The organism is Methanolobus sp. ZRKC4 (genome assembly GCF_045291305.1).
GTDB lineage: Archaea > Halobacteriota > Methanosarcinia > Methanosarcinales > Methanosarcinaceae > Methanolobus.
This window is the reverse complement of sequence record NZ_CP146983.1, coordinates 2061977-2087354: the sequence shown is the minus strand read 5'-3', so window position 1 is coordinate 2087354 and position 25378 is coordinate 2061977. Positions and strand designations below refer to the sequence as shown.

Below are 25378 nucleotides of genomic sequence, written 5' to 3'. Positions count from 1 at the left end.
GATTACTCAATTGGGAATCATATAATTTTGTTCTCATTTAATCATTATAAATTATTTGTATTCAACAAAGTCAATTTTTATAGAGGATTTCGATATTCCCTCATTTTAGATCATTAAAGTATTCAAACTCAATTATATCCTCTCATTTTTTATCATTTTGTTTATTTCTCTTCATTAATCCTTATTTTTAGTATAGCTCCCGCTATCCTAAATTACTCCTTTGGTTTTTAGTGTCCTCAATTGATGCAGATTAAAACAAAAAGCTGTCATCAACATTTTTGCATTCACTCTTTCTACAGTTGTAACAAGAACCTTTCTGGTTTTAAATATTTCTTTTGTCACTGCATACACTCTTTCGCAAGGGACTCTTTTCACACTTATTCTTTCATTTCTGAGGATATCCATTATTCCTAAAGGATGTCCTCTTACAGCTCGTTGCATTGTTGCTGCAAAACCTTTTGCTATTGCTCCAAAATATCCTTTATCTCTATACACCACTTCACCCTTTTCAGACAGATCAACCTGTGAATCGTGAAGTGATGCAGTTGTTGTCTCAAATCTTCTGATTAGTTCATAATCCTTATCAATAATTGTATGAAGTTTGTATCCAAAGTGAGATTTACCATTTTTCTTAGTCCAGGTTCCATCTTTGCTTCTTCTTGTTTTCGCATCTTTTCCTCTGAGTACATCTGCTTTTGCATGTCCTGGATCTGAGTGAATAAAAGTTGCATCCTGGATCATTCCTTTTTTAATCTTCAAACCAAGAGCATCAAGCTGATTCTGCATTTCATCCCACACCGCTTTTTCTTTACCATTGTCGATAATTCTCTTCCTGAATGACCAGACAGTTGTACTGTCTGGTACATATTCAGGAAATCCCAGGAATTTCCTAAAGGATATCCTGTCAATACACTGCTTTTCAAGCTCAGCATCAGAAAGACCATGCCATTGTTGCAGAACAAGCATCTTGAACATTACAATAACATCAGCTTCAGGCCGTCCGCCTGAAGCTGTTCTGTTTATGTACATTGACTCCAGAATAGGGCGAAAAGGCTTCCAATCTACTAAATATTCAATTTCAGCAAGCTTATCTCCGACAGATTGGAGACGCTTATATTCTTCATTTAAGGCAAAATCAGTAAAAGAATCCATAATAGTAAATTTGCTTTGCTATTATTTATATTTTATTAAATTGTATGGGTATTGATGGTAGTTTATCGAAATCCTCTATATTTTACTGAACTTCTACCGTTATCTTTTTATTCTGAATTGTGCAACATCGCGCCTTTTCACTTAAAAGAAAAAGGATATATAATCCTGAAGTGTAAAATATAATCATGCATAGATTGGCTGAACTTCTGGAAACCTCAAAGAACTGTGTTTTTTTGAGTGGAGCTGGTATTTCAACCTTTTCAGGGATTCCAGACTTCAGGGGTAGTAATGGTCTGTACGCAAAATATGATGCAAATAAGGTATTCGACCTTGAATATTTCCGGGATGACCCTGTTTATTTTTACACACATGCAAAGGATTTTATCTACAATCTTGATACTAAAGAGCCAAACATAATTCATGATACTTTGGCTTCTCTGGAAAAAGAAGGACACGTTCAGGCTGTTATTACTCAGAATATTGATCTGCTTCACCAGAAAGCAGGTTCCATTAATGTTTTAGAAGTTCATGGTTCACCTGCAAATCACAGGTGTCTTGCATGCAACAGGAATTATTCTTATGATGAAGTCTGTGAGCAATTAAAAAACAATGAAGTTCCATATTGTAGTGAATGTGCGGGTCTGATCAAGCCGGATATCACATTTTTCGGGGAAATGCTTGACCAGGATATATTTACAAGAGCTATTGATGCAAGTTCCAATGCCGACCTTTTTGTGGTCATTGGTTCATCACTTGTAGTCCAGCCAGCGGCCAGTCTTCCATTGTGTTCATTGAAAGCCGGGGGCAAACTTGTGATCGTCAATAATATGGAAACGCCTCTGGATGGATATGCATATCTTAAGTACGATGAGCTTGGAGATGTTTTCAATTATCTCTCTGATCATTTCAAGGAAAGGTAATGCTCTTTCAGGGCTTTTTTCTCATCTTCTGGCAGATGATGGTTGCATACTCCCCGAATAGCTCCTTCAAGTGCGTAGAGCTTGTTTTTGCATGAATTCTCATCGACTATCATTATTCTCTCAAATGCTTTCCTGCTTCCAAGTTCTTTGAGTTTGGCCGGAGTTTTCACTCCAACCTGTTCAAGCTGTTCTTCGAGCTTTTTGCCGATATTCGGAAGTTTGGCAAGATCACCCATATATTTTCCTTTTTTCAGTACTTGCCAGTTGCATCCACAAGAATGAAAAAGGCATCTTCTTCCGCTTTGATAACTAATGGCTCATTCTGGTTGATACGAGCCTGATCATGAGTTTCAAGTTTTTCCCCGCAGACATCAAGCTTTCCTTCAATTACATAAATAAAAACATATCTGGCAATATCAGTCAGAAGATCGAACATTTCTCCTTTTTCCAGCTTTGTAATGGATACAGTTACATTGGCACGTATTTTGAGAGCACCAGAGTACCCCTGTCCAGCGACATGAATGAGCTCGTTCTTCCGTGCGACCACATCAAAGTTCTTTTTATTCGTTGCAGGTGCCATGTTCTGTCTTAATGGATTTATCCACATCCTGCAAAGGCGTGTGTCTCCGTCTGTGAGATTCATTCCTGAAAAAGATATGCCTTCGCCAGCAGACATTACCTGCACATCACCTGCTTTCAAGACATCTTTTGCTCCTGTGCTGTCCTCATGGGTCAATTCTCCTTTAAGAACTATCGTGATTATTTCCTTGTTGTTAACGGATTCTGGCTTGAATGTTTTTCCTGCAAGCAAAATGTCATCGTTAAAAACCTTAAGGTCGCCAAAATGTGTATTTTTCATATCCAGATAATCTGAATAGGAAAATAGCCAGTAACTTCGTGATGATTCTGTATCCACTAGATGTCTTTCGTTTGATCTTACAATCTTTATCATGATGATTATTCCTGATTTTCTGTCTAATCTGACATTAGTGTTTAAGTATTTGACTGTCAGGTATGTTTCAGTATGTCTTCGGAAGTGTTCAACGCCGAAGCTAAGTGAAAAATAATCGGGAATAGAATAGAAGCATTCAAAATGGTAGGATCGAATTAAAAAAGAATTAAAAGACCAGAATATAAAAAATGCCGCTTATTCTGTAGCAGCAGCATTTTCAAACGCAAGTTCGAGTACACCGTTCTTGTAGCATACTGCCATGCTTGCCGGATCTACATTGCAGGGAAGGTCTATGACTCTGGAATAACCTGTACCGCTGGTAATTACAGTTATTTCCACATGCGATTCATAAGCGTGATATTCCACACAATCTTCTTCAACCCCGAGGTCTGCCAGCAGGAATACTTTATTTTCTGCTTCAAAGATATCTATGAAAGGTTCCTGGTTGAATATGTAGAAATCCCCTTCGCTCTCATCTTCATCTTCGTAGTCGAAAGGTTCAGCCCCGGTTTGACCCTTAAAGCCAAATATTGTTGGTTTTTTCCCTGGCTGGTTGATTATTGTAAAACCATGTATCACAGGCTTAGTATTATTTTCATTGAGACTGGCGGAGAACAATTTCATTATGTGCTCTATCAGTTCATCAATACTTGTGATCTTATCATGCGAGTCGTCATCACTGGCGTAATGATCCTTGTCATTCATTCCTATATCCTCTTTTCTACAATCTCAGGTATTCGTAAACTGTCCTTTTCGAATCGGTCCGAAACCATATAACCCCTAATTGTTTTATTATATGCGAACAAGTCATATAAATATTCTGCGTTCTAAAAAAGACAGGAATGTAATACCATTTTGATACTTTTCCAATCAACTATTTATTTGTGGACCGAGTTTTAAGGAACCAGACAATTAAAGAGGGAGACCAATGGTGTCAAAACAAGTTCCATTCACAAAGGAAAAGATTACAGAGGTAATTGAAAAGTATCCTACTCCTTTCCATATATATGATGAGAAGGGAATAATTGATAATGCAAGAAAAATGAAGGAAGCTTTTAGCATAGTCAACGGTTTCAGGGAATATTTTGCAGTGAAAGCCTTACCGAATCCTTATATCATGAAAATCCTTAAAAAGGAAGGCTTTGGAGCTGACTGTAGTTCCATGGCGGAACTCCTGCTGGCAGAAAAAACGGGCATTACCGGTGAAAATATAATGTTCAGTTCCAATGATACTCCTGCTGAAGAATTTGTCAAGGCAAAAAAACTTGGTGCTATTATAAATCTTGATGATATCAGTCATATTGAGTACCTTGAAGAAGTTGCAGGTCTGCCTGAGCTTGTATGTTGTCGGTATAATCCTGGTTCTCTTAAGAAGGGAAATACTATTATTGGCAATCCTGAGGAAGCAAAGTATGGTTTTACACGAGAGCAATTATTTGAAGGCTACAAAATAATGAAGGAAAAGGGTGTCAAAAGGTTCGGACTTCATACAATGGTTGCATCCAATGAACTTGAGCCTGAATACTTTGTTGAAACTGCCAGAATACTATTCGAGCTGGTCGCTGAGCTTTCAAATGAGCTTGACATACGTTTTGAGTTTGTGAATCTTGGTGGTGGCATCGGTATTCCATACAGGCCGGAACAGGAACCTGTACCCTATGAAAAGATAGCAACAGGGGTCAGGGATGCATATGATGAAAATATCAGAGCTAATGGGCTGCATCCGCTTAAGATATATCTTGAATGCGGAAGAGTGATAACCGGACCTTACGGATATCTTGTGACTACTGTAAGGCACCTTAAGCAAATCTATAAGGATTATGTAGGTACGGATGCCAGTATGGCTAATTTGATGCGTCCGGGTATGTACGAAGCCTACCATCACATAACTGTGCTTGGTAAAGAAAATGAAGAGTTGACTCATCTATACGATGTTACCGGTTCTCTTTGTGAGAACAATGACAAGTTCGCTATTGACAGGCTACTTCCGGAAGTTGAGAGGGGTGACATTATTGTGATTCACGATACCGGGGCTCATGGTCATGCAATGGGCTTCAACTATAACGGCAAACTAAGATCTGCTGAGATACTGTTGAATGAAGACGGCAGTTTCATGCAAATCAGAAGAGCTGAAACAATTGATGACTATTTTGCAACACTGGATTTTAAGGATCTGAATGACTTTTAATAATACTCCGGTATTCATTTGTTCTCTATTTTTTAACTTTGTGTTTTTCTCAGATCTTTTCTGATCATATGATAGGTATGCAAATTGAGACTTCCTGGGCTTCAAGGACACTTCGGCAACGACATGATTTATTTACCAGTAGCTGTTCAATTTATTACGAGGTCAAATGACGATAAAAAGTAAAAAAATGTTCCCAGCAAAAAGAAACGATTGTGAAATGGGAAAATGCTCTAGTTCTAATGATAAAAGAAATATTAAGATCATTGGGTCAATTATCCTATTCGTAGTCTTATGGTCGATTCTTCTTTTGTAACTATTCAGCCTGGCACGATTTGCCTATTGGTACTGATTTCATCGAAATAGAGATGTCTGCTCACTAACAATCTAACAATCAAAAAAGCAATCAATAGCAACAATCAAAATAAATGATCCTAATGAAATTTACGTTTCAACTTTTTGTCAAGATTGTTATTGATAGCGTTTTTATCAGGCTGAATAGTTACCTTCTTTTTTATTATCCTCCCGTGGAAATCGTTGAAAGACTGGGAGTTCGTAATGTTTACATTTTTATCTTCCTAATGTCTCTGATAGGTGGTGTTTCCACATTTACCTCTACCACATTTTACACGGCACTTATCGCGATTTCTTTTGGTGGAGTTAATTCTTTGTGGTTCTCTTTAGTTGCAAGTGCAGGTCTTACTTTTGGAGATATGTTGTTCTATTATCTGGGTATAAAGTGTAAAAAATGCATTAAGGGTAAGTCTGAGGTTTACGTTTCCCACCTGACAAAGCGCATGAAAAAGTTAGATGACAGGATAATCATGCTGCTCATATTCTTTTACTCATTATCTCCTCTTCCAAGTGATATAATTGCAATAGCACTTGCAATAGTGGGGTTTCCATTCAAAAAAATGATAATTCCATTGTTTATGGGAAATTTTGCACTTATTCTTATGATTCTGGAAATTTCAAAATTGGGATATAGTCTCATCTGATGCTATTGAAATATTATCTTCATTTTTCACTCCGAAATTGTATTAGCAATCTGAAAATATTTTCAGAACACATTGCTGATCCATATATTCATTGTCCCACTGGCAAAGAGCACTTGAATCAAAGTTTTTGAGTGAAACTTTAAGTAGTTTTACATCAAATTCTTTTTTGGGCATTGTTAATTAAACATAGCTAGTTCTTTATTCCTATATTTCATCAAGAGCAAAACGGAGATTTTTAGCATTTCAAGACTTTTAGTATAACACTTTGACTTTCTCCTTAGTCTTGCCAGGAAATGCCTAAATATGCTGTTGTATCCTTCAACAGTATATGTTTCTGCTTTTGATCGAGTATGGATGTTTCTGGGGACTAACTTGGCATATGCCCTCCAATAATCCGTCATTACTTCCCCAACCTCTTTTGTCTTTAACTTTTTCCAGAGTTTTTGTCCTGTTTTTGTTCCTCTGCTGCCAAAAGAGCAATCGATGAATTTCTTCCCATATCTATCAACAGCAATCCATATCCAGCAGTAGTTTTTTTATTCCCAATATAAGTATGCATCTCGTCCAATTCCACAACAGAAATCTCATTTTCACTTTTTAGATCCTCTAATTCACTACCAAATTTTCGAATCCATTTTTGAACAGAAACATGACTAACGCCCAAAAAACGTCCAATTGAACGAAATCCCAACCCCTCCAGATAGAGTTGTAAAGCCTGTCGCTTAACAGATACGGGGCTAGCGGTGGATTTTATATCTACTGAATAGTTGTATCCACAATCATGGCATTTGTAGCGTTGTCGACCATCAATCCTACCGTTCTTCTTATGACTGGAACTCTTACACTTTGGACAATTCATATATAAAAAGAGGCCATCATATTATATAACGATGTTTAATTACCAAAGCCCTTTTTTGTTATATTTTAATTGGAATGGGATTTAACATGGAAGTTTTAGAAGCTATTCACACACGTAGAAGTATCAGGAAGTACACAGAAGAACCTGTATCTGATGAAATGGTAAAGAAATTGCTGTCTGCCGCTATGAATGCGCCTTCAGCAATTAACGAACAGGCCTGGGCATTTGTGGTGATAGATGACAGAAAACTGCTCGATGAGATCCCTGAATATAGTCCCTACGCAGCTATGTGCCGTGGGGCTCCCCTTGCAATCCTTGTATGTGGGGACACGAGTCAGGAAAAGGCTCCTGGATTCTGGGTACAGGATTGTTCGGCAGCCATACAGAACATTTTGCTTGCTGCTCATGCACTGGGACTTGGTGCTGTCTGGACAGGTTCCTATCCAATGGAAGATCGTGTAGAAGGTTTCAGAAAAGCTTTCGCACTACCAGAAAAAGTAATTCCTCTGGGACTGGTTGTTATTGGTCATCCAGCTCAGGAAGTAGCTCCTGCGGACAGGTACATTGAGAGTAAAGTTTACTATAACAGGTATGGGTAAACCTAAACATAAAGTTATAAATATGGAATAATAAATGTAACTATTCAGCCTGATAAAAACACTATCAATAGCAATCTTGACAAAAAGTTGAGACCTACATTTTATTAGGATCATTAATTTTGATTGTTGCCATTGATTGCTTTTTTGATTCTTAGGTTGTTAGTGAGCAAACATCTCCGTTTTGATTAAATCAGTATCAATAGGCTAATTGTGGTAGGCTGAATAGTTACTAATAAATTTCCATTTTTTCTTTACATCATTTTTAATTGTTTGAAACTTACATTTTCATGAGTATCATGGAACTCCGGGCTGATTATTAGATAAGAGTTCAGCATTTCATAGGCTGACTCAAATGCAGACGTTGAATTATTATTGAGCAGTAGTCTTCCATAAATGTTCCTGAATATATCAAATTCTTTTTTAGTAAGTATCAAATCAAGTGAATCATCGTTTTACCTTTTCATACTGCAACATCCACGACCTCTGGCATAATGTTGTTGAATTGTAATTGAGCAGGAGGATGAATTATGACTTGTATATCGTAATCATGTCCTGTAGTATATAGGTAAAAGCATACTACATGAATAATCATTATAAACAGCAGTAATGTTATATGCGATGACTGTTTGGTTATATATGAGGTCTTCATAGTAGTGCAAATGACCTAGACATAAACAGCTATTGATACGTTTTTAATATTTCATAACACTGATTTTTGGCCTAACCAATAAACCACTGGGAGAATAAGGGGTAAGGAATAATGAGTAAGCTAACTTCAGGTAAGATTTCCATCGAAGACTTGGAAAACGTTCAGATCAATGTTAGTAACATTGTAGGAGCTATCGAAAAGGAGATTGAAGATAAAGGAGAGGGTGGACCAACACCAAAACCCGGAATAGCAGCATTGAGAGCCTGGGATTTTAAACTGCTTGATCGGTACGAACCTGTGTATACACCGACCTCCGACCAATGCAGCTACTGTACATTCGGTACATGTGATCTGACTGGTAATAAAGAAGGAGCTTGTGGCATCAATCTGGAAGGTCAGACCGCGCGGGAGTTCCTGTTTAGTACGATAGTAGGAGCCGCGGCCCACTCTGCACACGGACGTCACCTTCTTCATTATTTGATTGAAAAATTCGGCAGGGATTATCCCATTGATGTGGGGCTATCTAACATCAAAGCACCTAACACCCAGACTGTCACAGGATACAAACCAGAAACAATCGGTGATCTTGAAGCGGTGCTGGTGTATGTAGAAGAACAGCTAACTCAGCTTATAGCAACAATCCATATGGGCCAGGAAGGTGAAGCTATCGATTTCGAGTCAAAAGCCCTACACGCCGGGATGCTCGACCATGTGGGAATGGAAGTATCTGATATCGCACAGATCTCATGTCTGGGATTCCCAAAGGGAGAGCCTGAAACACCTCTTGCAGAGATAGGGATGGGAACTATCGATTCCACAAAACCTGTCCTGATAGTTATAGGGCACAATATGGCGGGTGTTTCCAATATAATTGATTACATGGAAGATCATGATATTCTTGATAAGATAGAACTTGGTGGACTGTGCTGTACCGCCCTTGACATGACCCGCTATAAGACAGAGGGCGGGAAAGCCCCAAAAGCAAAGATAGTCAGTACCCTTGCCAAACAGCTGAAGATGATACGTTCAGGTGTTCCGGATGTCGTTGTTGTTGATGAGCAGTGTGTGCGTGCCGATGTCCTCAGAGAGGCACAGAAGCTCATGATTCCTGTGATCACCACCAATGCAAAAATAATGTATGGCCTTCCGGACAGGTCAGATGACAGTGTAGATGAAGTCCTTAATGATCTGGCCAGTGGAAAGGAGCCGGGTGCGCTCATGCTTGACTTTGATAAGCTTGGAGAGCTGGCACCACGTCTTGTGCAAAAGATGGCGACCATACGCGACGAAAAGGGCATAAGGGGCCTCCCAACCGAAGACGAGTTCAAAGAACTTACGTCAAGATGTGTCCACTGCCTGGCATGTGAGCTTGCGTGTCCGACTAATCTGCCGATCAGCGATGCAATGACTGCTGCAGAAGGTGGAGATCTGGAACCATTTGAGCTACTCCGTGACAAATGTATAGGGTGTGGCAGATGCGACAATTCATGCCCAAAAGATATTCCTGTACTGAATGTGATCGAGAAGGCGGCACAGAAGATCATACGGGCAGAGATCGGAAAAGTAAGGGTTGGAAGAGGACAGATCAGTGACCCAGAGATCCGTGAAGAGGGTGTAAACCTCGTACTTGGAACAACACCAGGAATAATTGCAATGGTAGGATGTTCCAATTATCCTGACGGTACAAAAGACCTGTACACAGTTGCAGATGAAATGCTCAAGAGGAATTACATAGTCGTAATGTCCGGATGCTCTGCAATGGACCTTGGAATGTACAAGAATGAAGATGGAGAAACACTTTATGAGAAGTATCCGGCAAAGTTCCTTGCAGGTAACCTGATCAATGTAGGTTCATGCGTCTCCAACTCACACATCACAGGAACAACCATCAAGGTTGCCGCTATCTTTGCCCAGAGGCAGGTATCCGGTAACTACGAAGAGATCGCCGACTACATCACAAATCGTATCGGTGCTGTTGGTGTCGCATGGGGAGCATACTCCCAGAAGGCCATATCTATCGGTTCCGGATGTAACAGGCTTGGAATTCCCGTAGTTGTCGGACCACACGGCTCGAAATTCCGCAGGGCAATAATCGGTAAACCATATGATACGGACAAATGGAAAGTATACGATGCACGTAATGGTGAAGTGATGCCAATACCGCCTGCGCCTGAATACCTGCTGACAACGGTGGAGACTATTGAAGAGCTAATGCCAATGCTTGCCAAGAGCTGCATACGTCCGAGTGATAATAATATGGGTAGGATGATCAAACTCACTCATTATATTGAACTCAGCCAGAAGTATCTTGGAATAATGCCTGATGACTGGCATACTTTTGTCAGGACCGAAACAGACCTGCCTCTTGCAAAGCGTGGAGAACTTCTTAAGATGCTTGAAGAAGAACATGGATGGGAGATCGACTGGGACAAGAAGAAGATTCTCTCAGGTCCGTCTATGAAACTGGATGTTTCAGCCCAACCGACTAATCTAAAAAGACTTTGTAAGGAAGCATAATCTCCGGCTTACGGTACAATAAATATTCAGTATCCACAAAATATGGTGTAAAAAGCTTAGAGCCAACCTAGCTAAAGGTAGTTGCAAAACTGATGACCCAGAATTCCACATACACCGGATAATGGACTCAGTCGCTCCACTAAAAAACATTTGATAGACCTAAGAAGATGCCGATATTTTGAAGAATTTACGCAAATTGTGGCTTCGGAAGGTGTTGAATGAGCCCTTCGTCGTACTCATGCCTGCATTTTCATAAATCCTACTATAAGCTTTGAAATAGCGCCTGCTGAATATCTTCCATCTTAATCTTCTTCGTATTTTCTTTAAGGGGTATCACCTTATTTTTTGACCTTGGTAATTTTGGGATCTCAATGTAAAACGATTTGTAGAATGTACCAATGGTACTGATATATTTATCAAGTGTTCCCGGTGTAAGAGTTTTTTCAACATTACTTGGCTATTGAAATAACCATATTAAGCCAGGGATGATGGTTGAAAAATAAAAGTGGAATAAATCAATGTAAAAAATAGAATAAAAAGAGTAAAAAGGTTTTATTCACTTGGTTTTTCGTAGTCAGCATGTGCATAGAAGCATCTTTTAGGAGTACAGACCGCATCTGTGCTCTTGAGTTTCTTGAGTATTTTGCTGACCTCTTTGCTTTCAAGACCGGTTGCTTCTGCAATGTCACCAGGTCTGAGTGGTTTTGCTGCATCTTTAAGTGCATCAAGTACTTTCTGTTCATCGTCTGCCATATTTTATACTCCTGTAGTTGATCGTAATAAATGCAATAAATGTGATAGCTTTGATAGATACTAATGTAATAGGTAGAACGGTTATATTAATCGAATGACCTGCTTATTGTTTCAGCCAGTTCTGCAATGTTATCTGTTGAAGGATGCAACTCTACAATGGTATGCATGTTTCCTTCGCTATCTCCTGCACGTCTGGGTATTATATGAACATGCACATGTGGTACAGTTTGTCCTGCAATCTCCCCGTTGTTGATGCCTATGTTCATTCCTTCCAGTCCAAGCGTTCTTTCTACGGTCTTTGCAACCTTGTTCACCGAAGTGAACAACGAAGCTGCATCTTTCTCCTCCATGTCCGTGAACCTATCAAAGTGCTGTTTCGGAAGAACAATTGTATGGCCTTCAGAACTGGGAAATATATCCAGGAAAGCATAAACAAATTCATCTTCATAAACCTTATTCGAAGGAATCTCGCCAGCAACGATCTTACAGAATAAACAATCCATATGTATCACCCTCTTTCTTTGATTGTTAGAATATTTAATTATTGTTGTTGAGATGGTTGAATGAACCTCAAAATGTACTTTGGACTCTGTAGAATTCCTCATTTTAACAATAAACACAATCTTGAAATAACCATAAGCTTTTCCCCTCTCCCCCAAACCCCCTCACCCTTTTTTTTTATTTACGGGAGCCTCCATGGTAACGACTTCCCCCTCCCTCATCATTTTACTCTATGATGTAAATTAAAGTTAGAGAACCCGCCCTTTTTTAATCAGAATAAAAAACGGGGTATATTTTGTTTTTTTTAAAAATGTTATTGGACTTTGTGTAAATTTGCATTATATAGAAAATAATGCTAAGGCTGGTCAACCATTTTGACTATTCTCGTCGGTGAATAGTGGAAAATTAGAGAAGTAGAGGCAAAACTTTATGCATAACAACTTAATATTAACATTCTAGCTTCACATAGTTCTAAAAACACACACATTTTGAACAGGATTTAGTGCACATAAAAAAAGTTTACTTGATATCGTTTTTAAGTCCGATAAAAGAAAGAATGTGCTCCTATTGTTACAAAATGAGCCCCAGAAAATGGAGATACTTCTTAAGTCTTTAAAAACAACCAGACAGGCTTTACTTCCGCAGACAAAAATTCTGGAAGAACAGCACCTCGTTTTTCATTACGATGATACTTATGAATTGACAAACATCGGAAAGCTGGTAGTTGACGAAATGGTTCCATTATTAGGGACAATTGAGGTTTTCGATAAAGACATTGTCTACTGGGGAAATCACAACGTTGACTTTATTCCGCCTCATCTGCTCAAAAGGATAAGTAAGATGAGAAATCATGAGATAATTAATCCTTCCCTGGCAGACATGTATACTGTTCATGAAAAGTTTAATGACAATTCCAGTCCGACAAAGTCTGTCTATGTGGTTACCGCACTTCTATATCCAGATTATCATAAAATAATCTCTGGATCGATTGAAAAAAAGATAGATTTTTTGTAACTATTCAGCCTGGCACGATTTGCCTATTGGTACTGATTTCATCGAAATAGAGATGTCTGCTCACTAACAATCTAACAATCAAAAAAGCAATCAATAGCAACAATCAAAATAAATGATCCTAATGAAATTTACGTTTCAACTTTTTGTCAAGATTGTTATTGATAGCGTTTTTATCAGGCTGAATAGTTACGATTTTTTTATGATTGTCTCAAAAGAGTTACTCGAAAAGATAAAACTACATCACTCTGTAGATTTTAAGAAATTCATTGAAAATGAGTATTTCAATTTTTATGTTTACACCAAAAAAATGGAGTTCTCGTTCTTTACATTTGATAATCACCACATACTTGCAAGTTTACAGACGAAAAACGGTGAGTTTGACAACAAACATATTCTATGTTCTACCAAAGATTCACTCAAATGGGGAAAAGAGCTCTTTGAGTACTGTTTGAAGGATTCTGTGTTGGTAAGTGAGCTGTGAATATTGTTTTAACGAATTTCATTTAAAAACTATATTAAAAAATACACTCTAAGTCTTGCTCACTATTGTTAACAAGGGAGAGTTTGTGTTATTGGCAAGAGTTTCACTTTATCTTCTGGAACGAATTTTAGTACATCATCAATCACGTTTTTCATTTCAGAAGAATTCATCACGGTGTCGAAGTCTGTACCCGATTTGAATTCTACTATACTAAATTGATAAAACACCCCGTCATCTAACTTTAAAATTTTACTATTATCCACAATATTTCCAAAATACTTATTAAACAAACTTAAATGTTCCTGATATCGCTTATCAAATTCTTCTGTATCCTCTGGCATTTGATACACTACGACAAAACCTATATTATCTGGCATTCCTACTCCCCCTTTACAATAACCCATAAATAATGTGCAAAGATGCTATGCATAGATAATATATATTTTAAGATACAATAAATTTTTGAATCTAAAATACTAAACATTATTACTGATATAGAATAAATACAAAGGTGTGTTAGGCAACTATATAATATTAGTCTAGAATTAATGTTTTAATAAAACTAGCATACACTTTTTTCATGTCGTATATATCTCTTTATCATTTAGAGAGGTTCAACCTGAACCTCTCCATCTAACACAAAAATTTCACTCACGTCTTTTTAACAACAACATCACTCCCACAACTCCCACAACAGCATACAATGTCTCAAATCCGGGTGATTCTGCTTCAGCTTCTTCAATGGGCATATCTTGGTCTTCACCTATTTCTGCTTCAATCATCTCCTCTTCCACAGGCATTTCTTCCATTACTTCATCTCCACCCTCGGAATCATCCACAACCATTTCCTCGTCTGCATACATATCGCCGGGAGGTGGACTGTTTACAGAATCAGTTTCCTCGATTTCAGGTATCTCTACAAAGAGCGAGGTGTATGGAGTCACAAATTCGAATTCCAGTGAGAGGTCGGTGACTGATGCAACAAGTTCGTCTGTTTCGCCTTCCACCTTGATCCTGTCAAGCAGATCGTTGATAGTTTCGTAAGCCCATAATCTTGGAATGAAGGAATTTTCCGATTTTGAAATTACTGTGAACTGGTTGTTGAATTTCTGGGTTCCTGAGCGGCTGGTCGCCTGTATCTCTGAGTTTATAGTATTGGTTCCTGTATTGTATTTACCCAGTACAATTGCGTCTGATCCTGCAAACAGGCTGCTTTCTACAGTGTTCACAATATCCGACACCTTTGCGTTGTAACTAAATTCTATATCTGTTATTAACGGGGTGGATATGGTTGCGTAGAAATCGCTGATACTTTCTTCTGCACTATTGGTGGAGGTGAAACGCTCTGCTTTGCCGTTGTTCTCCAAACTCAGCACCCTCAGGTACTCATAATACTCCTCACGTTCGATCCCAAAAGCAATGGTGAATGTGGAAACTTCTGCCTTGTTAGCTTCCATGACATTCTCACGGATAACATACGTGGAAGTAACACCGGAAGTTGGTTCGCCATCGGTGAGAAATACAATGATCGGGACATTCTCGCTTTTAGTACTGAACATTCCAAGTGCAGTCACCAGTGCATCATTGATATTTGTGCCACCATCGGCTCTTAAGCTGTCCACGAATTCGATGGAATCTTTTCTGGAACTTGCATTAGCCTCCATCAGTTGTTCCGAATAAGTGTGCACTTCACTGTCAAAGAAGATCACATTGTAGCGGTCGTTGGATGGCAGACCATAGATGATATCCGAAAACACACTCTTGACCTGGTTCATCTTTTCTCCTTCCATGGAGCCGGATTTGTCAATCACAAAGATGATGTCCTTGCTAAGTGCTGTTGTACCCAGGTCTTCTTCAGTTGGGGAGAATATGTGCATCATATAACCCTGACCGGCTGTCTCGTAAAATAGCATATCTCCGTTTAGTTCTGGGTCATTGGTAGTGAAAATGATATTAAGATCTGAATTAGGCATGGAGTCTGAATTATATGTTACTTGTCCGTTGGTGGATGAGATATATTCTACATTAGCTCCGTCAAATCCGGAAGTTTCCAGACTGAGTATTTTGTTCACAGAATTGATGTCCACATTTAAGGATAGGTTGTCCACATTGTGGTAACTTCGAAGCGGCTGAGTGTATTCATATTCCCCAAGGGTCTTTTTCAACGCCTGCTCGTAGGTCAGCCTGACGATAATACTCTGATGAGGTTCAAAGTTCAATGCGTAGCTGAACCTGTCCTTGCCTGCATCTGTCAGTAGTCCTGCTGATTTTCCTTCAGACACGGCTTCCTCGAATTCTTCTGCAGCCTGTCCTTTTGGAAGCACCTCGGAGTTGTATTCCTCACCATCGATCATCAGGGTAAAACCTGATATGAATGCCTCTTCTGATTTGAATATACTGAAATCGTCATAGGCTGATTCATCTTCGTTGCTTGTGATTTTTTGCTCTACGGTAGTTACTGCGTATCCGTTGTTGATATCAACATCAATGTTCATGTAATCGATCGATGCAGTGGCAATTGCTGGTGAGGCTGCTAACAAGATTGCTAAAAGAATGGCTAATGGCAGACAAATTTGTTTACTTACTCCTGTTTTCATTTAGACTCCCCCTGATAACAATTCTGGCAACTTGCTGAAAGTCCTGTTTTTGAATTGCTATTCGGTCTGTTATGCCTCACAATATAGAATTTTTACTACATAAACCTAGTGAATTTAAACAGTAGTACAGAATGAACACTTTTTTCACAGGTTTTGAATCCAGTTCTTCTTTATTTCAGGTACATACTTTCAAATTTCATGGACATAGTCCTTTTAAACCTGACATAACTACTGCTTAATTATGAGAGTGGATACTAAAAAGCGGGATGGAAAACAGATTCTCTTAGTTGCTGCAACGATCCTGATCGCTCTACTGCTTTCAAACCTGTCACTGGCAGGCGTTGTGGATGTCATAAAGGATGAATTGGATGAACATGATATCTTAAGCTCTCTGACAGACAAAAACACAGATGAGGGTAAATCAATATCTGCAACATCACCACAAACCCACAAGTCTGGTTCAAGCTCAAGTTCAAACTCGAATTATGATTCCGGTTCATCTGCTTCTCAAACACAGACCGCAAATACACAATCTATCGAAGGAGCTTATGCAAAACCTGTAAAACCCGATCTTTACAGCGAAATGCAGAGGTATGTCGGGTATTACAATAACGGCATTGATGAAGTCCCCGATGTGGTCAAAAAGGTTGCAGGAAATGATGTTATCCTTCTTGATATTGCACAGAATGATAACACCAACCTGAAGATAAAAGCCGTCACAAAAGATGGTGTCATCACAGAGTTCCAAAAAGTTTCTTCAAGCAGCGGAATCGACCCCACAGTATCCGTTTTAACCGATGAGACTACTATAAAGGCAATACTTCACAGTGATGACCCCACGAGTCAGTTGTCATCTTCACTTAATAGTGGCACTCTTGATATTGAATGCAAGGGATTTTTGAAGAAAGCTGCAGTTTCAGCGCTGAAAGCTTTTGCTTGATTTTTTGTAACTATTCAGCCTGATAAAAACACTATCAATAGCAATCTTGACAAAAAGTTGAGACCTACATTTTATTAGGATCATTAATTTTGATTGTTGCCATTGATTGCTTTTTTGATTCTTAGGTTGTTAGTGAGCAAACATCTCCGTTTTGATTAAATCAGTATCAATAGGCTAATTGTGGTAGGCTGAATAGTTACGATTTTTTTTGTTTTTTTGTGGGTCAGAATGGTATTCTCTAAGATACGTTCCATTATATGAAGACAAATATTAAGGATGATAAACCGTTTATTTTGAATAAACACATTCATTAGCGATTAAATCAATGAGATCAATTTGTTGAGAACGCTAAAGTTGATTTAAAAAATCAATGTTTTTTAATCAATTACATTGCGAGGATATGTAAGTTTAGCGGCATATGTTGCGCTTAAATCAAGTTCGAGAGTTAAAAATGGATGTTTATGTGAGTTTGTCCCCAAAACAGTTCCATTCTCTGGTTCGATAATCCAACCGTTGCCTCCCCATTTAAAAGAATCTCCATCTCCATAACTGAAGTTTGAAGATAAGCAATAGGCTCCTGACACCACCGCCGCAGTCCTGCCTCCTGCAATCCATTTGTCGACTGAACTAATATCTGTCGCTCGGGGACAAACAAGTAACTCGATATTTTGTTTGGCATATTCACGGGCATGAAAATTGAACCACAACTCTGTGCATATGAGAAATCCTATTCGTGCTCGTTCACTCTGAATTATGGTGAAATCCTTTTCTCCGCGCTCATACCAAGAAGCTTCCCAACACCATTCTTCATCTGGTAGATAGTATTTATGATGAACCGCCTTGTATCCTGCCACCTCATCCCAAACAAAAGCTTCATTCAAATGCTTCCTTTTGCTGATAACCGGTCGGGAACCCACAACTATTGCAGGTGCCAATTCTATTAAACGTGACATCCAAAGGTCATGAATTTCAACTGATTCTCGCCATACTTTTGCATCAATCTGGTTAGTTTGAGCAACCCAGCGATAAAATGGCATTTCAGGCAGTACCACCAACTCGCTCTCTTCAGATTTGACGTGGTCCACCAATTTTTGCCATTCGTCTTCAAATATGTCCATTTCATTTTTGAGTTCGCATACCGTTATTTTCATTCATTTATCCCTTCCTTAGAGAAGTTCTGTGGGAAATGATATTGTTTAGTACAAGACTAACAGGTATTATGAAACATTATAATCCCAGTATTGTCGAAAATCCAAGAATAGCCTCATATTTCTTATAAATCCTAAAACTTTAAAATAGTATCTGGAAATTATTTCAAATCAAAAATTAAAAAGTGTACACTTTTTACACGTCGTATATATCCTCAACTGAACGCTATGGGATTCTGATTTGCACTTATCAACTCTTTACATAATGTCTTTATTGAATACAAACACATCATAAACACAGGCATGACGGCAAAAATTCCAGTATCTTCCCAAACTCGCACAGAAGTCCTCCAAATCCAAACAGACACAGAAGCCATCCTCATAGAGCGACCAAACCGTTTCCTTGCAATCGTGGAAATAGATGACAGCGGTATCAAAAAACAGGAAAAAGCTCACGTACATGATCCCGGCAGGCTCATTGACATACTCTATCCGGGTAACAGGCTGCTTTTGAGGAAGGCTAGTAATCCTAACAGAAAGACCGGATGGGATGTAATTGCAGGCAGGATCGGGGATGAGTGGATACTTATCAACTCTGCATTTCACAGGCAGATTTCTCAGTGGGTGCTGGAGAATCAGGTTATTGATGAGTTGAAAGATATTGATAACATAATTCCTGAGCAGAAATTTGGTGACAGCAGGCTGGACTTTCTTCTTGAGACTAATGAAGTTGAGGGGGAGGAAAAGGGAAAGGAAAATGTAAAGCGTACGTGGGTTGAGGTTAAAGGCTGTACACTGGCGGAGAATAACATTGCTATGTTTCCGGATGCTCCAACGACCCGTGGCAAACGTCATCTTGAGGAACTCATACGTGCTGTGGACGAGGGAAATGATGCAGCGATCATCATTCTGGTTCTCAGGTCTGATGCAGGGTGTTTTACTCCTAACTGGAAGATCGATCCTGATTTCACAAAAACTATGATACAAGCGGTGGAAAAAGGTGTTATGATCTTCCCATTGCAGTTTATTTTTGAGAACAACAGTATTTACTATCTGTCGGAGATCCCGCTTTGCTTTGAAAAAACAGGGCTGGTTGAATGAGCTTTGTGGACTCCATATTGTCTACACTGAACTCAACTGAACTGCTCTCTTATCTCAAAGTAGTGGATGACTTCATTTGGGGTCCGCCTTTACTGCTATTGCTCGTTGGCACCGGTGTCTTTTTTACATTCAGTCTTGGTTTTATCCAGATAAAGCACCTGCCACTTGCTTTAAAATATGTATTTGGTCACCATAACGAAGAAAAAGGCTCAAAGGGGGATGTATCCAGTTTTGGTGCACTCACACTTGCACTTGCTGCGACCATAGGTACTGGAAACATAGTGGGTGTCGCCACAGCCATAAAAGTAGGCGGACCCGGAGCACTGTTCTGGATGTGGATGGCCGCATTCTTTGGAATGGCAACAAAGTATGCAGAATGTACTCTGGCTGTGAAGTACCGGACATTCGATGAGAACGGACAGGCAGCCGGCGGTCCCATGCACTACATCAAAAACGGTCTTGCGGACAAATCGTATAGTGGTATACTCTCAAAAGCCTTTGCCGTCTTTGGGATATTCGTGGGATGCATGGGTATTGGAACCTTCACACAGGTCAATGCCATTGTGGATTCAGTAAAGATAACCTTTGGATTTCCTGCCCTGCAAACTGCCATAGTGATCTCGCTACTGGTATTCCTCGTTACCATAGGAGGTGTGAAAAGCATCACCAGAGTTGCAGAATTCATAGTTCCATTCATGGCGATCGCCTACGTGCTCAGCTCCATTTTAATAATAGCACTGAACATCAGTTCCCTGCCTGCTGTTATCTCTCTTGTGATCCAGTCAGCTTTTAGCAGGACAGCAGCAACAGGTGGATTTCTGGGAGCTTCCATCATGATGGCGGTGCAATTTGGCATTGCCAGAGGTGTATTTTCCAATGAATCAGGACTTGGTAGTGCACCAATAGCAGCAGCAGCGGCAAAAGTGAAAAGTCCGGCAAAACAGGGTCTCATCTCCATGACCGGCACATTCTTTGACACAATAATCGTGTGCACAATGACTGGCATAGTCCTAATAATGACAGGTTCATGGAAAGGCGAACTTGCCGGTGCATACATGACCAATCAGGCTTATTCCAGCGTTCTGGGCATCGGTGGTTATGTAGTTGGTATCGGTTTGATGTTCTTTGCCTTCACAACCATCCTGGGATGGAACTATTATGCAGAAAGGTGTACGGAATTCCTTTTCGGAGTAAAAGCTATACTTCCCTTTAGGATGATCTATGTAGTTTTGGTCTTCATCGGTGCTTTCCTGACACTGGATGCGATATGGATACTGGCAGATATTTTCAACGGGCTCATGGCAATTCCAAATCTCATAGCACTGGCAGCACTTAGAAAAGTAGTGATATCAGAAACAAAAGATTATTTCAAATCTCTTGAATCTGAAAACTGAAATTTAACAGGCATTAAGCCTGCATGGTTCGAAGTCATTCACCGGAATTCACCAGCCAGCAATGACAATTGGACTGGAAGATATCCCCATGGGCAAAATTAGCTGCAATACAACTTCCCCTACACACGGGAAGCCAATCGCACTCCTGACAACTGCCTTTTACATCCGTGGCTTTCAGGCTCCTGAAATAATTCAGGAAACGGGAGTTATCCCATATCCACTGGAAATCGTGTTCTTTCACATTCTCAGTCTCTGCTCCTGAAAAGTAGTTGCATGGGAGGACTTCTCCGCTTGATGTGACAGTGCAGTATCCAATGGCACCATCGCATCCGATTCTTGTCTCAGCATCAATCCCCTGTTCTGGTGGAGGGCTGAAAGTGCACTCGAATTCCATTGGAGCTATATTGAGTTCGTTTGCCTCTTTCTTAGAATGAAGGAACTCCGTCAGTTCTCCCATTCTTGCAGGAGCGACTTCCAGTTCATCAGCATACTTGCCTCGTCCGAATGGAACAAAAGGCAGGATGCGGAATGTTTGAACTCCAAGATTTTTTCCAAGTTCGTAGAGCTCAGGGATGTTGTCGATGTTCATTGTAGTAACTGTGGCTGCAAGTGTGACGGGAACGCCTGCTTCCACAAGAAGCTCGATTCCCTCCCTTGTTTTCTGCCACGAGCCGGGATGCTGGCGAAACTCATCATGCACGGCAGACTCGGAGGAATCAAGGCTCACCTGTGCACAGGCACCTATACTGGCAAGTTTATGTGCAGCTGTCTCATCTATCAGCGTTCCGTTGGTAGCAACCTGTATCATGATGTTCTTTCCTGCTGCATATTCGGCAATCTCGAAAAAGTCCTTCCTGAACATCGGCTCACCACCACTAAGGATCAATTGTCCGACCCCAAAATCTGCAAATTGGTCTATCAGTGTGCAACACTCGTCAAAACTTAACTCTTCTGTGCCCTCTTCACCTGCACTAACAACGCAGTGCTTGCATCTCAGGTTGCATTTTGCTGTCAGGTCCCATAATACGCCGGCAGGAGCCGGGAATTTCCAGTAGTTAAGCCTATCTTTGCGCCACCAGAGAACTCCTTCATTTGTGAGTTTCTCAAGCAGGGGTATACTCATGTCAACAACGTCGTTCCTGTCAGTCTTATAGGACTTCGAGATCTCAGTGATGACCTCATCAAGTGTCCTGTATCCATCACACAGCTTCAACAGCCAGAAAGCAGGCTCATTCAGCTCATTTTCCTGCCCGGTAAAGGGGCTTTCTATCACCCATACATCCTCTTCCTGATTGATGCGGAAGGGGAAATATGGCACAAGCTCATCCCTATCTAAAATAGAAAAGGGTCCGGGAATAGTTCCCGGTTCGTTTTTCAGTAAGCTCACCTAATTTCCCCAAGCATTACAAGGGTCTTCTTTCTCCAGTCATTCATCTTAGCTTCCGATATTCCCAGGACCTCTGAAAGTTCACTTATCTTCTTTGAGTTCTCAGTAGCCTTCAGGAACTCTCCCAGATTCTGGATGGATCTGGCTTTGAAAAGAGTCGCAGTTTCAGGACCGATTCCTATAATTTCCAGTATATCTGTTTTCACCGTTATATCCGGTCTTATGCGGATCTCCGGATTATAAGGCATTGGATCAGGCCCTGGCAGACATGACAGTCCAGGTGACGGTGGACATGCCGTATATGGCGAAGGCGGACATACTATCATTGGTGATGGTGGGCATATCAGGTCCGGTGATGGTGGACATATTATATGTGGCGATGGCGGACATGTAAAACCTGGTGAAGGTGGGCATATATATGGTGCAGGAGGGCATGCGAAACCCGGTGCAGGTGGGCATAGTATATGTGGCGATGGCGGACAGATGGATGGAGCTATCCAGCATATTAGCGGACAGATAACCGCGGTGCCAATACCCACAGCAGCAAAAGCATTGATAATGCTTGCTCTCCAGCGTGAATAATGCGGGTTGGTTGAGTAGAGATCATCAAGTGAATCCAACACCGCATCTTTCATATCACTAAAATCGGAACTTGAAACCAGATAGGTTGTAAGTGCCTGGTAGTAAATAAGACCAAGTACGTCGCGTCCAAGTCCTTCACATATCCTGATGCCTCGATGAGTGCCACCAGTTGCTATCAGGTAAGCGGCTTTGTTCATAATACCGCTGTTTATGTGGACACCACCGAAGTCTGCGGTACCGGTATATTTGTCAGTCATGTGGTCAGGTTGATGACCTGCAATAACGCTGTCTATCGGATTTGCAGGGTCATACAGTCCGCCATTGGTTGGGTCTTCCATATTGCGTGAACCAGGTGCGGATGGAAGTAGCCATGCATCTTCTCCAAAGAGCCAGTCACCGGTTATCAGAGCGGCAAAGACATCCGACATGGATTCATTCAAAGCACCGGATTCATTACTATATACCAGTCCTGCAGTGTACTCAGTAACAGCATGTGTCCATTCATGGGAGATTATATCCTGTGCACAAAGTGGATTATATCTTATTCCATCTCCGTTTCCTATCTTGACATAACTTCCATTCCATGATGCATTATTCCAATCTGTTCCGCAGTTGGCATAAATATGCATGTCAGCTCCGGCATTATCGTAGCTGTCACGTCCGTGTACAGTAAAGAAATAGTCAAACACCATCCTCGTGTAAAGATGACAATCAACATCAGGCCCCTGAGCTGCTGCAGACCAGTTGTTATTGTTGTCTTCAGAGACAGGGGCAGGAGGATAGCCACCATTGGCATCGTGAGTAATTACCCTTCCAGAACTGGGTATCGATTGATCTTCAAGTAGATATTTGGCTGAGCCATGATCGTGTAATGTGCTAATAGTTGATGCACCTGCATATGTTCCTATTCCTGAACCGGTGGTACTTGTATGTGTCTGCTCATTATTGTATTTCCAGACAATTTTCCCGGTCAGTGCATCAACAAAGTATTCCCATTTTGCAGGCGTTTTATCGCCATTTAGCATTTTATCCATACCATTGACAGTCACATGCCATACAAGATGGGGTGTTTCGATGAACTGTGAAAGTATCATAAGAGTAGGCTCTGCATGCAGGCGTTCCTTAGAATTATTCCTATCATCGCCAAGTACTATTTTCAGAGCTTCTTCATCCTTGATTTTTGGTTTTTCCGGAAGTTTGATTCCAGGTGTTAGTTTCCCTGTTGTTCCTTTGATGCTATTATTTGCATCAATATGAACTATCACTTCACTGCCAAATACAGGTAAGTCCTTGTAGACCTGCTGCATACGAACATGTCTGGTGCCGATTCTGTCAGTATCTACTCTCTTAAGCAGCATTTCCTTTTGAACGGATTCCAGTAAAAAAAGTCCCTTGTTCCCATCAAGGAAATCCAATGCAGCATTTACCGGATCTTTCTGCTCATTCCGGGCCAGAACACCCTTCAATCGCAGTGGAGCGCCTGTTTTATCATCCCACTTTATCTCAACATTCGGATCGATGTTTTTAAGAATATTTAATGCATCTTTTTGTTTCTTTATGGGTTCATACATACCCTATCTCCCCTGAATATAGTTTGCACTATTAGTTTGTTTTAAATCCTGATCATTGAGAACACCGTTTAAACATTCAGACTTAGTTCTCCCCACTAAGTTCTAAATATGAACTCTCCCATTTATAAATCAGGGCTTATAAATTATAAAGTTTCCTCTCAAAGAGTATTGAAATTACTCTTTGGGGTAAAATAAAAAATCGGGTAACTATTCAGCCTGATAAAAACGCTATCAATAACAATCTTGACAAAAAGTTGAAACGTAAATTTCATTAGAATCATTTATTTTGATTGTTGCTATTGATTGCTTTTTTGATTGTTAGATTGTTAGTGAGCAGACATCTCTATTTCGATGAAATCAGTACCAATAGGCAAATCGTGCCAGGCTGAATAGTTACAAAATCGGTAACTATTCAGCCTGATAAAAACGCTATCAATAACAATCTTGACAAAAAGTTGAAACGTAAATTTCATTAGGATCATTTATTTTGATTGTTGCTATTGATTGATTTTTTGATTGTTAGATTGTTAGTGAGCAGACATCTCTATTTCGATGAAATCAGTACCAATAGGCAAATCGTGCCAGGCTGAATAGTTACAAAAATCGATATAAAGGCAATTATTTCTTTTCTTTTTCCTTCTCTTTCTGTTCTACTGTAGTGTTATCACACCAGGCATCAACTTCGAGGTCTCCTGCACTCTTTGTCTCGTCATTTTGTTCTGGAACCGTACACCAGGTATCTATTTGTTCATCCAGAGGTGGAATCTCTATGTCCTCTAGTTTTTTCCCTTTTATTTCTTTCTTTTTATCCATCAGATGCCTCCTTAAATTCTTATCGTTTCTGTTTGTTCAAAAATGTTTTGTAACTATTCAGCCTGATAAAAACGCTATCAATAACAATCTTGACAAAAAGTTGAAACGTAAATTTCATTAGAATCATTTATTTTGATTGTTGCTATTGATTGCTTTTTTGATTGTTAGATTGTTAGTGAGCAGACATCTCTATTTCGATGAAATCAGTACCAATAGGCAAATCGTGCCAGGCTGAATAGTTACAATGTTTTTACACTCCTGGAAG

At 39.9% G+C, this 25378-nt stretch carries 23 protein-coding genes; 10 read left to right on the top strand and 13 right to left on the bottom strand.

All coding sequences use genetic code 11. From position 1 onward, the window contains the following. Positions 1–207: 207 nt before the first annotated feature. Positions 208–1152 (bottom strand): IS5 family transposase, encoded by a 945-nt coding sequence (locus V7O67_RS10495; RefSeq protein WP_342303665.1) that lies wholly within the window; start codon positions 1150–1152, stop codon positions 208–210. 185 nt (positions 1153–1337) lie between these two features. On the opposite strand from V7O67_RS10495, the gene V7O67_RS10490 reads away from it, so the two are divergent. Beyond that, entirely contained in the window at positions 1338–2072 is a 735-nt protein-coding gene (locus V7O67_RS10490; protein WP_342304878.1) for an NAD-dependent protein deacylase, read from the top strand. Here the strand turns inward: V7O67_RS10490 and V7O67_RS10485 are convergent. The 3 genes from V7O67_RS10485 to V7O67_RS10475 all read right to left on the bottom strand — a co-directional run bounded on the left by V7O67_RS10485 (position 2054) and on the right by V7O67_RS10475 (position 3729). Next, on the bottom strand, positions 2054–2308 hold the full coding sequence (locus tag V7O67_RS10485) for a TfoX/Sxy family protein (RefSeq protein ID WP_342304879.1): 255 nt from the start codon (positions 2306–2308) through the stop codon (positions 2054–2056). The genes V7O67_RS10490 and V7O67_RS10485 overlap by 19 nt on opposite strands. Before the next feature lie 14 nt (positions 2309–2322). Next, positions 2323–3024, bottom strand: a complete 702-nt coding sequence (locus V7O67_RS10480; protein ID WP_342304880.1) for a pirin family protein — start codon at positions 3022–3024, stop codon at positions 2323–2325. A gap of 195 nt (positions 3025–3219) precedes the next feature. Further along, the gene (locus V7O67_RS10475; RefSeq protein WP_342304881.1) at positions 3220–3729 is read right to left on the bottom strand and encodes a hypothetical protein; all 510 of its coding nucleotides are present in this window, start codon (positions 3727–3729) and stop codon (positions 3220–3222) included. A 223-nt stretch (positions 3730–3952) separates the two neighbouring features. Here V7O67_RS10475 and lysA point away from each other — a divergent pair, with 223 nt between their 5' ends. Both lysA and V7O67_RS10465 read left to right on the top strand, forming a co-directional pair. Continuing rightward, a complete protein-coding gene (gene lysA / locus V7O67_RS10470) occupies positions 3953–5212 on the top strand; it encodes a diaminopimelate decarboxylase (protein ID WP_406669987.1) in 1260 nt (419 codons plus the stop codon). A gap of 524 nt (positions 5213–5736) precedes the next feature. After that, complete coding sequence (locus V7O67_RS10465) at positions 5737–6207, top strand: VTT domain-containing protein (protein ID WP_342304883.1); 471 nt, start codon at positions 5737–5739, stop codon at positions 6205–6207. Positions 6208–6383: 176 nt separating this feature from the next. Here V7O67_RS10465 and V7O67_RS10460 read toward each other — a convergent pair. Continuing rightward, a protein-coding gene (locus V7O67_RS10460) for an IS1 family transposase (protein ID WP_342303728.1) occupies positions 6384–7066 on the bottom strand; the annotation gives its coding sequence in 2 pieces (ribosomal slippage) (positions 6384–6737 and positions 6740–7066; 681 coding nt in all). Positions 7067–7152: 86 nt separating this feature from the next. Between V7O67_RS10460 and V7O67_RS10455 the strand changes: the two genes are divergently transcribed. Then, positions 7153–7665 carry a nitroreductase family protein gene (locus V7O67_RS10455; protein WP_342304884.1) on the top strand — a complete coding sequence of 171 codons (513 nt, stop codon included), beginning with the start codon at positions 7153–7155 and terminating at the stop codon, positions 7663–7665. A gap of 760 nt (positions 7666–8425) precedes the next feature. After that, positions 8426–10831 (top strand): CO dehydrogenase/acetyl-CoA synthase complex subunit alpha, encoded by a 2406-nt coding sequence (gene cdhA, locus V7O67_RS10450; protein ID WP_406669986.1) that lies wholly within the window; start codon positions 8426–8428, stop codon positions 10829–10831. A 552-nt stretch (positions 10832–11383) separates the two neighbouring features. Here cdhA and V7O67_RS10445 read toward each other — a convergent pair. Both V7O67_RS10445 and V7O67_RS10440 read right to left on the bottom strand, forming a co-directional pair. Beyond that, positions 11384–11584 carry a transcriptional regulator gene (locus V7O67_RS10445; RefSeq protein ID WP_342304886.1) on the bottom strand — a complete coding sequence of 67 codons (201 nt, stop codon included), beginning with the start codon at positions 11582–11584 and terminating at the stop codon, positions 11384–11386. 86 nt (positions 11585–11670) lie between these two features. Next, entirely contained in the window at positions 11671–12087 is a 417-nt protein-coding gene (locus V7O67_RS10440; protein WP_342304887.1) for an HIT family protein, read from the bottom strand. Between the two features lie 589 nt (positions 12088–12676). Between V7O67_RS10440 and V7O67_RS10435 the strand changes: the two genes are divergently transcribed. Continuing rightward, on the top strand, positions 12677–13099 hold the full coding sequence (locus V7O67_RS10435; RefSeq protein ID WP_342304888.1) for a hypothetical protein: 423 nt from the start codon (positions 12677–12679) through the stop codon (positions 13097–13099). A 112-nt stretch (positions 13100–13211) separates the two neighbouring features. Beyond that, on the top strand, positions 13212–13580 hold the full coding sequence (locus V7O67_RS10430; RefSeq protein ID WP_406669985.1) for a transcriptional regulator FilR1 domain-containing protein: 369 nt from the start codon (positions 13212–13214) through the stop codon (positions 13578–13580). A gap of 68 nt (positions 13581–13648) precedes the next feature. Here the strand turns inward: V7O67_RS10430 and V7O67_RS10425 are convergent, their stop codons facing one another. Together V7O67_RS10425 and V7O67_RS10420 are read right to left on the bottom strand one after the other, a co-directional pair. Further along, on the bottom strand, positions 13649–13957 hold the full coding sequence (locus tag V7O67_RS10425) for an EthD family reductase (protein ID WP_342304890.1): 309 nt from the start codon (positions 13955–13957) through the stop codon (positions 13649–13651). Positions 13958–14227: 270 nt separating this feature from the next. Then, positions 14228–16177: a VIT and VWA domain-containing protein gene (locus tag V7O67_RS10420; RefSeq protein ID WP_342304891.1), complete on the bottom strand. Its 1950-nt coding sequence runs from the start codon at positions 16175–16177 to the stop codon at positions 14228–14230. A gap of 241 nt (positions 16178–16418) precedes the next feature. Between V7O67_RS10420 and V7O67_RS10415 the strand changes: the two genes are divergently transcribed. Further along, a complete protein-coding gene (locus V7O67_RS10415) occupies positions 16419–17117 on the top strand; it encodes a hypothetical protein (RefSeq protein WP_342304892.1) in 699 nt (232 codons plus the stop codon). A 377-nt stretch (positions 17118–17494) separates the two neighbouring features. Here the strand turns inward: V7O67_RS10415 and V7O67_RS10410 are convergent, their stop codons facing one another. Continuing rightward, a complete protein-coding gene (locus tag V7O67_RS10410; protein WP_342304893.1) occupies positions 17495–18268 on the bottom strand; it encodes a carbon-nitrogen hydrolase family protein in 774 nt (257 codons plus the stop codon). A 300-nt stretch (positions 18269–18568) separates the two neighbouring features. Here V7O67_RS10410 and sfsA point away from each other — a divergent pair, with 300 nt between their 5' ends. Continuing rightward, on the top strand, positions 18569–19366 hold the full coding sequence (gene sfsA / locus V7O67_RS10405; protein WP_342304894.1) for a DNA/RNA nuclease SfsA: 798 nt from the start codon (positions 18569–18571) through the stop codon (positions 19364–19366). Continuing rightward, positions 19363–20760: a sodium:alanine symporter family protein gene (locus tag V7O67_RS10400; protein ID WP_342304895.1), complete on the top strand. Its 1398-nt coding sequence runs from the start codon at positions 19363–19365 to the stop codon at positions 20758–20760. Before sfsA ends, V7O67_RS10400 begins: the two co-directional genes overlap by 4 nt. Positions 20761–20794: 34 nt before the next feature. Here the strand turns inward: V7O67_RS10400 and V7O67_RS10395 are convergent, their stop codons facing one another. The 3 genes from V7O67_RS10395 to V7O67_RS10385 all read right to left on the bottom strand — a co-directional run bounded on the left by V7O67_RS10395 (position 20795) and on the right by V7O67_RS10385 (position 25113). After that, positions 20795–22147 (bottom strand): radical SAM protein, encoded by a 1353-nt coding sequence (locus V7O67_RS10395; protein ID WP_342304896.1) that lies wholly within the window; start codon positions 22145–22147, stop codon positions 20795–20797. Next, on the bottom strand, positions 22144–24300 hold the full coding sequence (locus V7O67_RS10390) for a M4 family metallopeptidase (RefSeq protein ID WP_342304897.1): 2157 nt from the start codon (positions 24298–24300) through the stop codon (positions 22144–22146). The genes V7O67_RS10395 and V7O67_RS10390 overlap by 4 nt, the downstream gene beginning before the upstream one ends. Before the next feature lie 618 nt (positions 24301–24918). After that, positions 24919–25113 (bottom strand): hypothetical protein, encoded by a 195-nt coding sequence (locus V7O67_RS10385; RefSeq protein ID WP_342304898.1) that lies wholly within the window; start codon positions 25111–25113, stop codon positions 24919–24921. Positions 25114–25378 lie beyond the last annotated feature (265 nt).

Bases quoted from the DNA above. Each gene is read 5' to 3' on its own strand.
- V7O67_RS10490 (WP_342304878.1), top strand. From the start codon at position 1,338: ATGCATAGATTGGCTGAACTTCTGGAAACCTCAAAGAACTGTGTTTTT.
- lysA (WP_406669987.1), top strand. From the start codon at position 3,953: ATGGTGTCAAAACAAGTTCCATTCACAAAGGAAAAGATTACAGAGGTA.
- V7O67_RS10475 (WP_342304881.1), bottom strand. From the start codon at position 3,729: ATGAATGACAAGGATCATTACGCCAGTGATGACGACTCGCATGATAAG.
- V7O67_RS10435 (WP_342304888.1), top strand. From the start codon at position 12,677: ATGGAGATACTTCTTAAGTCTTTAAAAACAACCAGACAGGCTTTACTT.
- V7O67_RS10440 (WP_342304887.1), bottom strand. From the start codon at position 12,087: ATGGATTGTTTATTCTGTAAGATCGTTGCTGGCGAGATTCCTTCGAAT.
- V7O67_RS10415 (WP_342304892.1), top strand. From the start codon at position 16,419: ATGAGAGTGGATACTAAAAAGCGGGATGGAAAACAGATTCTCTTAGTT.
- V7O67_RS10420 (WP_342304891.1), bottom strand. From the start codon at position 16,177: ATGAAAACAGGAGTAAGTAAACAAATTTGTCTGCCATTAGCCATTCTT.
- V7O67_RS10480 (WP_342304880.1), bottom strand. From the start codon at position 3,024: ATGATAAAGATTGTAAGATCAAACGAAAGACATCTAGTGGATACAGAA.
- V7O67_RS10495 (WP_342303665.1), bottom strand. From the start codon at position 1,152: ATGGATTCTTTTACTGATTTTGCCTTAAATGAAGAATATAAGCGTCTC.
- V7O67_RS10400 (WP_342304895.1), top strand. From the start codon at position 19,363: ATGAGCTTTGTGGACTCCATATTGTCTACACTGAACTCAACTGAACTG.
- V7O67_RS10430 (WP_406669985.1), top strand. From the start codon at position 13,212: ATGATCCTAATGAAATTTACGTTTCAACTTTTTGTCAAGATTGTTATT.
- V7O67_RS10455 (WP_342304884.1), top strand. From the start codon at position 7,153: ATGGAAGTTTTAGAAGCTATTCACACACGTAGAAGTATCAGGAAGTAC.
- V7O67_RS10425 (WP_342304890.1), bottom strand. From the start codon at position 13,957: ATGCCAGATAATATAGGTTTTGTCGTAGTGTATCAAATGCCAGAGGAT.
- V7O67_RS10445 (WP_342304886.1), bottom strand. From the start codon at position 11,584: ATGGCAGACGATGAACAGAAAGTACTTGATGCACTTAAAGATGCAGCA.
- cdhA (WP_406669986.1), top strand. From the start codon at position 8,426: ATGAGTAAGCTAACTTCAGGTAAGATTTCCATCGAAGACTTGGAAAAC.
- V7O67_RS10485 (WP_342304879.1), bottom strand. From the start codon at position 2,308: ATGGGTGATCTTGCCAAACTTCCGAATATCGGCAAAAAGCTCGAAGAA.
- V7O67_RS10385 (WP_342304898.1), bottom strand. From the start codon at position 25,113: ATGGATAAAAAGAAAGAAATAAAAGGGAAAAAACTAGAGGACATAGAG.
- sfsA (WP_342304894.1), top strand. From the start codon at position 18,569: ATGACGGCAAAAATTCCAGTATCTTCCCAAACTCGCACAGAAGTCCTC.
- V7O67_RS10410 (WP_342304893.1), bottom strand. From the start codon at position 18,268: ATGAAAATAACGGTATGCGAACTCAAAAATGAAATGGACATATTTGAA.
- V7O67_RS10390 (WP_342304897.1), bottom strand. From the start codon at position 24,300: ATGTATGAACCCATAAAGAAACAAAAAGATGCATTAAATATTCTTAAA.